This window comes from Faecalibacterium sp. PGM34 (assembly GCF_054456555.1).
Genome location: NZ_CM136898.1, coordinates 1,050,735 through 1,063,843, shown reverse-complemented (window position 1 = coordinate 1,063,843; position 13,109 = coordinate 1,050,735). Strand labels below are relative to the sequence as shown.

9 protein-coding genes and 1 pseudogene are annotated in these 13,109 nt (G+C 55.2%); 6 read left to right on the top strand and 4 right to left on the bottom strand.

The window, feature by feature from the left end; translation table 11 throughout:
- Positions 1 to 133: 133 nt before the first annotated feature.
- Both ACXPUX_RS05000 and ppdK read right to left on the bottom strand, forming a co-directional pair.
- A complete protein-coding gene (locus ACXPUX_RS05000) occupies positions 134 to 1,255 on the bottom strand; it encodes a hypothetical protein (protein WP_458830485.1) in 1,122 nt (373 codons plus the stop codon).
- Positions 1,256 to 1,386: 131 nt separating this feature from the next.
- The gene (gene ppdK / locus ACXPUX_RS04995) at positions 1,387 to 4,053 is read right to left on the bottom strand and encodes a pyruvate, phosphate dikinase (protein ID WP_458830484.1); all 2,667 of its coding nucleotides are present in this window, start codon (positions 4,051 to 4,053) and stop codon (positions 1,387 to 1,389) included.
- Between the two features lie 415 nt (positions 4,054 to 4,468).
- Between ppdK and ACXPUX_RS04990 the strand changes: the two genes are divergently transcribed.
- From ACXPUX_RS04990 to ACXPUX_RS04965, 6 genes and pseudogenes are all read left to right on the top strand, one after another.
- Positions 4,469 to 5,227 carry a hypothetical protein gene (locus tag ACXPUX_RS04990; protein WP_015537433.1) on the top strand — a complete coding sequence of 253 codons (759 nt, stop codon included), beginning with the start codon at positions 4,469 to 4,471 and terminating at the stop codon, positions 5,225 to 5,227.
- Between the two features lie 24 nt (positions 5,228 to 5,251).
- Positions 5,252 to 5,446 (top strand): hypothetical protein, encoded by a 195-nt coding sequence (locus tag ACXPUX_RS04985; RefSeq protein WP_458830482.1) that lies wholly within the window; start codon positions 5,252 to 5,254, stop codon positions 5,444 to 5,446.
- A gap of 67 nt (positions 5,447 to 5,513) precedes the next feature.
- Positions 5,514 to 5,774, top strand: a complete 261-nt coding sequence (locus tag ACXPUX_RS04980) for a hypothetical protein (protein WP_458830480.1) — start codon at positions 5,514 to 5,516, stop codon at positions 5,772 to 5,774.
- A 130-nt stretch (positions 5,775 to 5,904) separates the two neighbouring features.
- The gene (gene pth, locus ACXPUX_RS04975; protein ID WP_242915227.1) at positions 5,905 to 6,483 is read left to right on the top strand and encodes an aminoacyl-tRNA hydrolase; all 579 of its coding nucleotides are present in this window, start codon (positions 5,905 to 5,907) and stop codon (positions 6,481 to 6,483) included.
- Between the two features lie 264 nt (positions 6,484 to 6,747).
- Positions 6,748 to 10,225: pseudogene (gene mfd, locus ACXPUX_RS04970) on the top strand (transcription-repair coupling factor).
- Complete coding sequence (locus ACXPUX_RS04965; RefSeq protein WP_458830477.1) at positions 10,222 to 11,340, top strand: foldase; 1,119 nt, start codon at positions 10,222 to 10,224, stop codon at positions 11,338 to 11,340. The pseudogene mfd and the gene ACXPUX_RS04965 overlap by 4 nt, the downstream one beginning before the upstream one ends.
- A 162-nt stretch (positions 11,341 to 11,502) precedes the next feature.
- On the opposite strand, the gene lnu(C) is transcribed toward ACXPUX_RS04965, so the two are convergent.
- Both lnu(C) and ACXPUX_RS04955 read right to left on the bottom strand, forming a co-directional pair.
- Positions 11,503 to 11,997 carry a lincosamide nucleotidyltransferase Lnu(C) gene (lnu(C), locus tag ACXPUX_RS04960; RefSeq protein ID WP_019543803.1) on the bottom strand — a complete coding sequence of 165 codons (495 nt, stop codon included), beginning with the start codon at positions 11,995 to 11,997 and terminating at the stop codon, positions 11,503 to 11,505.
- Between the two features lie 23 nt (positions 11,998 to 12,020).
- Positions 12,021 to 13,058: an IS1595-like element ISSag10 family transposase gene (locus ACXPUX_RS04955; RefSeq protein WP_002837184.1), complete on the bottom strand. Its 1,038-nt coding sequence runs from the start codon at positions 13,056 to 13,058 to the stop codon at positions 12,021 to 12,023.
- Between the last annotated feature and the right edge of the window lie 51 nt (positions 13,059 to 13,109).

The following is a 13,109-nucleotide window of genomic DNA, read 5'->3' as shown; positions in this document are numbered from 1 at the left end:
GATCCGAGTCTGTCCCATTTCTTCAAGTTTTCAACATTTCGTTGAAAGTCTCAAATATAATATAGAAGCGGTGACGATTTTTTCAATCGCCACCGCCTCTATATTATATCCGAGATATTTTATAGCTCAAGTTTCATTGCTCTTCCGTATCACTCATTGACATCTTAAACGCAGTGCGTTTTCTATCCCATTCCAGCATCTGTTGTCTTTCAAATTTTTTCTCAAATATGTTCACTTTAGGCGGTTTAGGAGGCGTATACACATCTTTCATAAATTCATCTATGGATTCACCTCGCCCTTTGAAACGACTCGATAAATCATAAATCTGAATCTCGCATTGATCTAAAATACGTTTAACACCACGAAAATACTCCCTGTACTGCTCCTCCGTATCAACTCGACATCTTCCCGCCTCTATTCTCATACCTAAATCTTCATATGCATTTATCGCCTCATCTTCTTCTGTTCCGAAGAGTTGCTCTAACCGCTCCTTTACCATTTTATCTGTAATAAGCATATTAGGGTTTTGGGCCAGTGAATAAAGCCCATACCTTATAATATCTTTCTCTCTGTCATCCAATTCCAGACTTCGGTTTTCATCTATTATTTCTATAATATTATTTCCTGCCTCAATATCGCCATCAAGTAGAACGCTCTTAAAGAAAACGTAATTATCAATTGTTAATTTGCTCTTCTTTTTGCCTGCTGTAAGTGCTTCGTGAGCTCTTATCCTCTTTCCATCTATTTCAATATCTCCCATAATGGTATCAATATTGCTGTATAAATTTCTTCGAAATTCTTTAATAATATCATTTTCTTCTCTGTCTTCTCCTATTTCATCTAACACATCTTTTATTTTGATTTTATTATTTAAATCAGCTGGAATTTCAATTTCATTCACTTCCGCCCATCGGCGAAACAAGCACTGCCGAATAGTCATCGAGAAGTTCTGTTCATCTTTTTCTAAGTTTTCTTCATTCTTTTTTCCTGTCGCCGTTTCATACAGTTGCTGTATTATTTTCTTATACCTTTCGCCAATCACTTTACATTCTTTCTTATACTCATCTTCAGCTTCTTTGCACTTTTTCAAATATTCATCCTTTATTTTCTCCAATTCCTTCTGAAATTTCTCCTCAGCAGCCTTTTTCTCTATATATGCCGTTTTTTCACATACATCAACATCCTCATCAAATTTCTTATCTATAATACGTTGAACAGAAATTGGACTCCCATCACATATTACAAAATCTGACATTTTAATTATCTCCTTTTGATCTTCGACAAACAAACCCTCCCCGGCAAAACCGTTCAGTTTCACCGGGGAGGGTTTATCATACGTTTATCTTCCCATGTTTTGCACGATTAGTGCATCTTCATGCAACAATCTTACTTTCTGGGATTTTTGATAGCAGCCTGAGCAGCGGCCAGACGTGCGATGGGCACACGGAAGGGAGAGCAGCTGACGTAGTCCAGACCGACGTTGTGGCAGAACTCCACACTCGTGGGGTCGCCGCCGTGCTCGCCGCAGATGCCCAGACCCAGATCGGGGCGGGTCTCACGGCCGTCGTGGGCAGCCATCTTGACCAGCTTGCCGACACCGGTCTGATCCAGATGCTGGAACGGATCGCTCTCGTAGATCTTGTTCTCGTAGTATGCGCCCAGGAACTTGGCAGCGTCATCACGGCTGAAGCCGAAGGTCATCTGGGTCAGGTCGTTGGTACCGAAGCTGAAGAACTCAGCCTCCTTGGCGATCTCGCCGGCAGTCAGGGCTGCACGGGGGATCTCGATCATGGTACCGACCTGATACTTCATGTCAACGCCAGCAGCAGCGATCAGCTCGTCAGCAACCTTGACGACAACGTCCTTGACGAACTTCAGCTCCTTGACCTCGCCGACCAGCGGGATCATGATGTGCGGGGTGATCACATGACCGGTCTCAGCAGAGACGTTCAGAGCAGCCTTGATCACAGCGCGGGTCTGCATAGCAGCGATCTCGGGGTAGGTAACAGCCAGACGGCAGCCACGGTGACCCATCATGGGGTTGAACTCGTGCAGAGAAGCAACCACGTTCTTCAGGTCTTCGTAGGTCATGCCCATGTCGGCAGCCAGTTCCTTGATGTCCTCGTCCTTGGTGGGCAGGAACTCGTGCAGGGGCGGATCCAGATAACGGATGGTCATCGGGCGCTCACCCATGATGCGGTACATGGCCTCGAAGTCGCCCTGCTGGAACGGCTCGACCTTGGCCAGAGCAGCCTCGCGCTCTTCCACGGTGCGTGCGCAGATCATCTCACGGACAGCCTTGATGCGGTCCTCAGCGAAGAACATGTGCTCGGTACGGCACAGGCCGATGCCCTCAGCACCCAGATCAACTGCCTGCTGTGCGTCACGCGGGTTATCGGCATTGGTCATGACCAGCAGCTGACGAGCTGCGTCTGCCCAACCCATGAAGCGGTTGAAGTTCTTGTTGCCGGTAGCGGCCACGGTTGCGACCTGCTCGCCGTAGATGTTGCCGGTAGAACCATCGATGGAGATCCAGTCGCCCTCAACGAACTTGTGGCCGTTGATCTCGAAGGTCTTTGCCTCCTCATCGATCTTGACCTCGTTGTCGTTGCCGCAGCCGGAAACACAGCAGGTGCCCATACCACGAGCAACAACGGCTGCGTGGCTGGTCATGCCGCCGCGGACGGTCAGGATGCCCTGAGAGACCTGCATGCCCACGATATCCTCGGGGCTGGTCTCCAGACGCACCAGAACGACCTTCTTCATCTTGCCAGACTTGACCATCTCCTCTGCCTCTTCAGCAGTAAAGACGATCTGGCCGCAGGCAGAACCGGGAGAAGCTGCCAGACCCTTGCCGATGACCTCTGCAGCCTTCAGAGCAGCAGCATCGAACTGGGGATGCAGCAGGGTATCCAGCTGCTTGGGCTCCACGCGCAGGACAGCCTCCTGCTCGGTGATCATACCCTCGTCCACCAGATCGCAGGCGATCTGCAGAGCAGCCTGTGCGGTACGCTTGCCGTTACGGGTCTGCAGCATATACAGGTGGCCGTCCTCAATGGTGAACTCCATATCCTGCATATCGCGGAAGTAGTTCTCCAGACGGGTAGCGATCTCGACAAACTGATCGTACACCTCAGGCATCTGATCCTTCAGGTGGCTGATGGGAGAAGGAGTGCGCACGCCGGCAACAACATCCTCGCCCTGTGCATTGATCAGGTACTCGCCCATCAGCTTCTTAGCGCCGGTGGCGGGGTCACGGGTGAAAGCAACGCCGGTGCCGGAACGGTCGCCGGAGTTACCAAAGGCCATCTGCTGCACGTTGACAGCGGTGCCCCACTCGTAGGGGATCTCGTTCATCTTACGGTAGACGTTTGCACGGGGGTTGTCCCAGCTGCGGAACACGGCCTTGACAGCCTCGATCAGCTGATCGCGGGGATCCTGCGGGAAGGGACGGCCTTCGTTCTCCTCGTAGATCTTCTTGAAGGTGCCGACCAGTTCCTTCAGGTCGTCAGCAGTCAGGTCCACGTCGTTCTTGACGCCCTTGGCTTCCTTCATCTTGTCGATCTCGACCTCGAACAGGCTCTTCGGGACCATCATAACGACGTCGGCGAACATCTGCACGAAGCGGCGGTAGCAGTCGTATGCAAAACGGGCGTTGCCGGTCTTCTTTGCCAGACCCTCAACAGCCTCGTCGTTCAGGCCCAGGTTCAGGATGGTGTCCATCATGCCGGGCATGGACTGACGTGCGCCGGAACGGACGGAGACCAGCAGGGGGTTGGTGTTGTCACCGAACTTCTTGCCGGTGATTTCTTCCAGACCCTTGAGGTGCTCAAAGATATCAGCAGTGATCTCGTCATTGATCTGACGACCGTCTGCGTAGTACTGGGTGCAGGCGTCGGTGGTGATGGTGAAGCCCTGCGGCACCGGCATACCGGCTGCGGTCATCTCGGCCAGACCGGCACCCTTGCCGCCCAGCGTGTTCTTCATGGTGACCTTGTCACCGCCGAAAGCGTCATTGCCTTCGCTGAAGTAGTACAGATACTTTTTGCTCATGCGTTGTTTACCTCCCATTCGTGACCGGCGGCATGGCAGCCGCGGTCTCATCGTTTGCCTTGTCTTGAACGTACGATGAACATTGTTTTATGAATGCTAAACTATTATACCAGAAAATCCATTCCTTTCCACCATGCAAAATCCCGAATTTGTCTGTTATTTTTTATGCAAATCTCTTGAAATTCTCCAAGTTTTAAGGTAGTATAGAATGGGAGAAAGTTCGAGAGGTTTTTTGTTTGTACACGCGATTTCTCGTCCTGTTGGATACAACTTTCTATCCCTGTAACTTTTCATTTTCTATTTTGTCGGAACAAAGCTTTCCGCAGCGGAGTGCTGGGGCGGACAGGCAACATTTTTCCGGTCGCCTTTTCTGTCTCTCTTCCGCCGCGCGCTTTGGTGGGAAGGGAGATTTTTCATGCAAAATCCTATTTCTGAGCAGGCCCGTGCCGCTGCTCTAGCACAGCTGGATGCCGCCGAGGCTGCCCGCGAGGACATCCTTGTGCAGCACATTGCAAACGGCGTTGTCATCAACAGCCGCACCGTACAGATCGACCCGGAGGTGGTCATTGCCCCGGGCGCTGTGATCCTTGCGGGCACCATCCTGCGGGGCAAGACGGTCATCGGCGCAGGTTGCGTCATCGGCCCCAACACCCTCATCGAGGACAGCACCGTGGACGAGGGCACTACCGTGAATGCCAGCCAGATCTACGGCAGCCACATCGGCCCCCACAACAACATCGGCCCCTTCACCCATGTGCGGGTGAACACTGTCACCGACTACGGCGTGCATCTGGGTGCCTATGTGGAGACCAAGAACTCCAACTTTGCCCGCGGCAACACCGTGAGCCACCTGACCTACATCGGCGACAGCGATGTGGGCAAATACTGCAACTTCGGCTGCGGCACCGTCACCTGCAACTACGACGGCAAGGACAAGTTCCGCACCCAGATCGGCGATTACTGCTTCATCGGCTGCAACACCAACCTTGTAGCCCCGGTCAAGGTGGGCGATGGTGCCTACACCGCCGCCGGCAGCACCATCACCAAGGACGTGCCCGCGCAGGCACTGGGCATCGCCCGGGAGCGCCAGACCAATCTGGACGGCTGGGCAGAGCCCAAGATGGAAGCCTACATCGCCAAAAAGCAGAAGCTGGAAAACGAGCAGAGCAAGTAAACCTCTGCCGGAAGGGAGCCGCGCATGAAGTCTGAAAGCTTTCGCAAACAGGCGCTGAGTCTCGTCCTTTTCTTCGCAGCTGTTGCCGCCGTGTTTGCCCTGACCCGTCTGCGCAGCGACCCCGCCAAAAAGCAGGCGGAATTCGTGGTGCAGCAGCTGCTCTCCTGCTCCTCTGCCGTGGAGCAGGCGGTGGACGCCGCCGCAGCCCGTCGGCAGTGAACCGGGGCTTGCCGCAGCGGACACCGATGGGCTGTACGCCTTTCTTCAGGCGCAGCTGGGCGATGCCATGACAGCCGACTGCCTGAACAAGGTCATGGCGAACCGCCTGCCCACCCGCATCACCGCGCTGGCCGGGCAGTCCGGCGATCAGCTGGTGCCCGCTGACCTCACCCTGAAAAAGCGCGCCGGGGCAGAAAACTGCTACGACTTTTCCGCCGCCCTGCTGACCGCCGCGGACAGCACCGCCGCCGCGCAGGTGTCCGGCACTATCACCATGGTGAAGGAGGATGGCCGCTGGAAGGCCTCTGCCATCACGCTGAACCTGTAATAAATGCTTTTGCCCCTGTGCCCTGCGGCATGGGGGCATTTTTTGCTTATAATGTATATCTTTTTGCGCGCGCGTATGTTATACTTAGATGCTGTATCACACTATTATCAGGAAAAGGTATGATCACATCATGAATGAAAACGATATCTGGCTCATTGCAGGGCTGGGCAACCCCGAAGCAAAGTACGATGGCACCCGCCACAATGCCGGTTTTGCCGCGCTGGACGCGCTGGCCGACAAGTGGAACATCTCTGTGGGCAAGACCAAGTTCCAAGGCCTGTGGGGACAGGGCGAGGTGGACGGCCACAAGGTAGTGCTGCTGAAGCCCCTGACCTACATGAACCTCTCCGGCGATTCCATCGCCCCCATGGCGGGCTTTTTTAAGATCCCTGCCGACCATGTGCTGGTGCTGTGCGATGACATTACACAGGCACCCGGCAAGCTGCGTATCCGTCCCTCCGGCTCTGCGGGCGGGCATAACGGCCTGAAGAGCATCATCGCCCGGCTGGGCGGGGAGAACTTCCCCCGCATCCGCATCGGCATCGGCGCAAAGCCCCACCCGGACTACGACCTTGCCGCATGGGTGCTGGGCAAGTTCCCGCCGGAGGACGCCAAGGCCATCGCCGACCGCTACCCCGACCTTGAAGCCGCCGCAAAGCTCATCATGGATGGCAAGCTCAGTCTGGCGCAGAGCAAGTATAACGGGTAAACGCACCCTCTCAGGCGCTCCTGCGACAGATTCCCCCTTTTGTCACCTGCGGTGACATCTTCCCCCGGCCGGGGGAAGTCTTTCCTCAAAGGGGGAGCCAAGGTCTAAGGCTTATTGCTAAAGTATTAGGCGCAATGAGAAAGCTTCCGGCAGTGCTCTTGGCTCTCCCCTTGGGAGAGCTGTCACCGAAGGTGACTGAGAGGGCGAACCCGCTAACCGCCGCGCATTTTCAATGCTCATCCCAGTAGGAAAGGAGGTTTTTCCATGTACGAAGCCTTACTCAAGGCCACACCGGAATATCAGAAGGTCGCCGCAAGCTTTGGCTCCGCAGGGCCGGCGGCGCTGTTCGGTCTGCCGCCCGCAGGCCGGGCGCTGCTGTACGCCGCCCTGCAAAAAGACCTTGGGCGGGTGCTCTGCATCGTGACCCCCGGCGAGGCCGAGGCCACCCATTTTGCAGACGACCTCAAGGCGCTGGGGCTTACCGCTGCGGTGTTCCCGCCCCGGGACTTTATGCTGCGCCCGGTGGAGGGTGCAGGCCGCGAGTACGAGTACCGCCGCCTTTCGGTGCTGGGCGCACTGGCAGGCGGGCGGCTGCAGGCCGTCTGCGTGCCCGCCGAAGCCCTGTTGCAGTACACCGTGCCCCGGGCTGAGTTCATCCAGAATACCCTCACCTTAAAGCCCGGCATGGTGTATAACCGCGAAGCACTGGTGGCGCGGCTGTTTGCCGCCGGGTATGTGCGGCGCAGTCAGGTGGACGGCCCGGGACAGTTCAGCGTGCGCGGCGATATCGTGGATATCTACGCGCCGGATATGCGTCAGCCCGCCCGCGTGGAGTACTGGGACGATGAGATCGACTCCATGTCCTCCTTTGACCTGCTGACCCAGCGGCGGGACAGCGCACTGGAAAAAATATACCTCTCCCCTGCCCGTGAGGTGCTGTTCGGCAGCACCGCCGAAACCGCTGAGGCGCTGCGCAATGCCATCAAAAAGGCGCGCGGCAAGCGCCGCACCGCGCTGGAAAAGGCCACCGAAGCCGATCTTTCCCAGCTGGATTCCGGCCTGATGCCGGAGGCCATGGATAAATATTACGGCATCCGCTACCCCGCCCCGGCCACGCTGCTGGATCATCTGGACGCGCCGCTGTTCATTCTGGACGAAGTGGGCGGCATCCGGGATGCCCAAAAGGCCACCGAGTTCCGCCGCAGCGAGGAGCTGACCGGACTGCTGGAGGAGGGCGTGCTCTGCCCCGGGCTGGATGTGCTGTACCAGACCATGGACGATCTTGTCATTGCCGCCCAGAACCACAGCACCCTGCTGTGCGAGAACTTCCTGCGCGGGATGAACGAGTTCAAGCTCAAAGACCTTATCAACGCTGAAGCCTTTGCTGCCCCCAACTGGAGCGGCGACCTTGCCTCCCTGCGGGAGGGACCTTGACTCGCTCATCGCCCAAGGCTACGCCGTCACCCTGTTTGCCGGTACGCCCAAGGGCGCAGCCGCTCTGACCCGCGACCTTGCCGACAAGGGCTATGCCGTGAGCATGAGCCGGGATGTGCGCCCCGCCAAGGGCATTTTGCAGGTTCTGCCCGGACACCTGACCGCCGGGTGCACCTTTCCCTTTGCCCACGCGGCGGTGCTTTCCAGCCGCCGCCACGGGCTGGACAAGGAAGCCGCCGCCGAGGCCAAAAAGCGCAAAAAGAACAAAAACGCCCTGTCCAGCCTTTCGGACATCAAGCCCGGGGACTATGTGGTGCACCAGAGCCACGGCATCGGTATGTACGCCGGGATCCAGCGGTTAGAGGTGCAGGGCGCTACCAAGGACTACCTCAAGGTGCAGTATTCCGGCTCGGATGTGCTGTATGTGCCGGTGACCCAGCTGGATCTGCTCAGCCGCTACACCGCCCCCGGCGACGAGGAAAAGGTAAAGCTGGCAAAGCTGGGCGGTGCCGAGTGGCAGCGCACCCGCGCCAAGGTGAAAAAAGCCACCGAGGAGATGGCGCAGGAGCTGATTGAGCTTTACGCCCGCCGCCGTCAGGCCACGGGCTACGCCTTCCCGCCGGACGGCGACTGGCAGCGGGACTTCGAGACCCGCTTTGATTACGACGAGACCGACGACCAGCTGCACGCCACCGCCGAGATCAAGCAGGACATGGAAAAGGGCTACCCCATGGATCGGCTGCTCTGCGGCGATGTGGGCGTGGGCAAGACCGAAGTGGCGCTGCGCGCCGCCTTCAAGTGCATCATGGGTGGCAAGCAGTGCGCCCTGCTGGCGCCCACCACCCTGCTGGCGTGGCAGCATTATAACACCCTGCTCTCCCGCATGGAGGCTTTCCCGGTAAAGATCGGGATGCTGTCCCGCTTCCGCACCGCCAAGCAGCAAAAGGAGACGTTGCGCGGCTTGCAGTCCGGCAGCGTGGATATCGTGGTGGGCACCCACCGGCTGCTGTCCAAGGACGTAAAGTTCCACGACCTCGGCCTTGTCATCATCGACGAGGAGCAGCGCTTTGGCGTGAAGCACAAGGAAAAGCTGAAGGAAAGCTTTATCGGGGTGGATATGCTCACCCTGTCGGCTACCCCCATCCCCCGCACCCTGAACATGGCCATGAGCGGCATCCGGGATCTTTCCACCATTGAGCAGCCGCCCATTGAGCGGCAGCCGGTGGAGACCTTTGTGCTGGAATATAACGACGTCATCCTTGCCGAAGCCATGAAGAAGGAGCTTGCCCGGGGCGGGCAGGTGTACTACCTGCACAACCGGGTAGACAACATCGAAGCCTGCGCCGCCCATGTCAGCCAGATGGTGCCGGGTGCGCGGGTGGGCATCGCCCACGGCAAGATGACCGAGGAGGAGCTGAACCCCGTATGGCAGCACCTGCTGAACGGCGAGATCGACATTCTGGTCTGTACCACCCTGATCGAGACCGGCATTGATGTGCGCAACTGCAATACCCTCATCATTGAGGACGCCGACCGCATGGGTCTGGCGCAGCTGTACCAGATCCGCGGGCGGGTGGGGCGCTCCGGCCGCAAGGCCTACGCCTACTTCACCTTCCGCCGGGACAAGACCCTGACTGATATCGCCCAGAAGCGGCTTTCTGCCATCCGGGAGTTCACCGCTTTCGGCTCCGGCTTCCGCATCGCCATGCGGGATCTGCAAATTCGCGGCGCGGGCAGCCTGCTGGGGCACAGCCAGCACGGCCACATGGAAGCCGTGGGCTACGACCTCTATGTCAAAATGCTGGGACAGGCCATTGCCCGGGCGCGGGGCGAGCCCGTCCAGCGGGACAAGAGCGATTGCCTTGTGGATCTGCGGGTGGACGCCTTTATCCCGGAAAAGTATATCCCGGACGGCGCAGGACGTATCGAAGCCTACAAGCGCATTGCCGCCATCCAGACCCCGGAGGACGCCGCCGATGTGCTGGACGAGCTTATCGACCGCTACGGCGACCCGCCGCCCTCGGTGAGCGATCTGGTCAACGTCTCCCTTGTCCGCGTACAGGCCGCTGCCGTGGGCGTGTACGAGGTGACCCAGAAGAAGGATACGCTCGTGCTGAATCTGGAAACGCTGAACCTTGCCATGATCCGCGGCCTGTTACAGGCTTTCAATGGCCGGGTCACCGCCGGGGCGGGCACAAAGCCCTATCTCTCGGTGGTATTGCAGCCGGACGAAAAGCCGCTGGAACTGCTGCAAAATATCCTGAAAGCAATGGATGCTATTTTAAACAATAAGGAGCAAAACGCATGAAAAAGAAACTGCTTGCGCTGGTATGCGCACTTGCACTGGCCGTCAGCCTTGTGGGCTGCGCGCTCTCTACCCCGGACACCGTGGGCAAGATCGGTGATTTTGAGGTGACCAGCGGCCTGTATCTGCTGGCACAGTACGATGCCTATCAGCAGGCTGCGCAGCTGGCAGATTCTGAGCAGGACACCAGCAAGGTGAAGTCCTTCCTCAAGGCCACCATCACCACCGATGCCGACACCGGCGAGACCGCCGTGGTAAAGGACTATGTGGCGCAAAAGACCCTTGAGACTTTGCAGACCCTTGCCGCCGTAGACGCCCGCTTTACCGAGCTGGGCGGCGAGCTGACCGAGGAGCAGAAGTCTGCCGCCGACAGCTACGCCCAGCAGCTGATGGATAACTACGGCGACGCCTACACCGCCAACGGCATCGGGCTGGAGACCTTGAAGCTGTTCCAGCAGCTGCAGTACAAGCACACCCTGCTGCTGGATCTTATCTACGGCAAGGACGGCGAGACCCCTGTGGAGGACGGCGAGCTGACCGAGCATCTGGACAGCACCATGTACGAGATCGGTTTTATCACCGTGCCCCTGTACAACACCAGCACCTTCGCCTTTGCCACCGATGACCAGAAGGCTGAGATGCTCTCCCTTGCCCAGAAAGCTGCGGACAGCTACAACGCTAATGCCCCGGAGGATACCTCCAGCCAGCTGACCGCCTTCAACAGCATCGCAAGCAGCGCACTGACCGATATCTGCGCCGTGCTGGACGCAGAGGTTCCCTCCACCAGCACCCTGCAGACCGACCTGCTGAGCGAAAGCGACCTGACCGATGCCTTTACGCAGGAGGGTGCCGCCGATACCCTGCGCGGCCTTGCCTACGGGCAGGCAGCCGCCATCCAGTACTCCGGCTATGCCTTGATGCTGGCCGTCCGTCTGGACCCGCTGAGCGTTTCCACGCTGGATGCTCTGCGCAGCCAGATCCTGAGCGACATGAAGGGCGAGGAGCTGGACGATGCCCTTGCCGCCTACGGTGCCCAGATGGCGAGCACCCTGAGCAGCTCTGCCATGGGCAAGCTGCCCGCTTCCAAGATCGTGAACGACACCAGCGCCAACAGCTAATGGCTTTGTAAAAACAACACGCCCGGGTTTTCCACATCCTTCCTGTGGAAGGTGGAAAACCCGGGCGTTGTTTTTATTTTAGGCTATGTCACAACAAACAGTTGATAAATAGCCATTTTTATAGGGGAGTATCAGAACTCCCCTACAAACTGTTATTTGCAGTTATCTATACTCATTTGGAATTTCGATATGAAGTGTCTCACACAATAACTTCACATCATGTGCATCATTTTCATCAAACTCGTATCCCAGATGGAACATTACTTGACTATATGGTTCAATACAGGAAACCTCTATTTCCTCAATTCTTCCTTTACCCGAAAAAGTTTCTACCGGAAAACAATCCCCATCATAAAGAATTTCACCTTCGTCCGTATATTCAAAACAATGCAAATCAATAATTCTGTTTTTCAAATCTTCCCATACAGTATGGTTCAATGTTGTATATTCCATCTTAATCTCATAAAAGCCATTAGCTTTCATTATTTCTATAAAGTTCTGATAATCGTTCTTTTCTACAAAAATGTCAATATCATTATGGGCTCTTGACTGATATCCAAGAAGAGCATCTACACCCCAGCCACCATCAAGAAAGACTTTAATCTCCGCATCTATTGCAAATTGAAGAATCTGTTTTACATCTGTTATATTGACCATCTTATCATCTCCACAAATTCTAATTAGGCGACCAGAGGAACTGCTGGTCTGTTTGATAAATCTCTGCATTTAGCAGTTTTCAATGTTGCCAAAACGAAAGTTAAGAAGATGTTCCTTTTCTCCATGTCGCTTTCTTTGGCGTAATTTACAAGGTTATTCCACACAAGATAGTTGTTCAGATACTTGGTAGAAACACCGTTAAAGCCACGCATAAACCTCTTTAGCTGGCTATGGTAGCTATTGATATGTTGGATATTATAAATGCCTTTCTTGGCTTTGCCAGTCTTTAACTGCACAAGGTCAATGCCATTGGCATTTGTAAATCTCACATAGGAGTTCATCTTGTCCGTAACAAGAGTGGAATTGGTCTTAATCCTACCATCATAAATATGATGTAAATCTCTTGTAGAAACTCTACCAGTATTCGTAATCTTGGAGATAGACAAGCCATTCCTATTAACCGCACAAGGAACACATACCTTTTCTTGGGACAAGCCTCTGATATGTGTAGAATGACCACGCTTATGAGCCTTGCGTGGCATAGCAAATGTCTTACTCTTGCTATGATTGCCCTTGTACGAGATGGCGAAAAAAGTTTCGTCAGCCTCAATAATGCCGTCAAGGGTAACATCGTCTGCCATATTCTGAAGTGCATCCAAAATCTTGTGTCTCCAAAGGAATGCGGTGTTTCTGTGAATCCCACAAGCAACAGCAGTCTTACGAATGGATAAGCCATTCATCATACAATCAATGTACTGCTCCCACACGGACAAGTCTTTTCTTGTACCAGACACAATGGAGTTCGTAGCAATCACGAAGGACTTGCCACAATCCTTACATACATATCGCTGTGTGCCATCTTTACGATGACCATTGCGAACCACATGGATACAGCCACAAAGAGGGCATACACGACCATTTGCAAAGCGTTCCTTTGCTACGAAATCTTCAATATTCAAAGACTTTACAAAGGCAGGACTTAAAAGCATTGTTTTAAGGCTTTCCTGCTCTGCGACAGTCAACTTACCGATAATATCTAATGCGTCTTTGATAGTAGGCATATCCAATTACCTCCTTCGGTGGTACTGTTTCTTACTATTATTATACGCTAT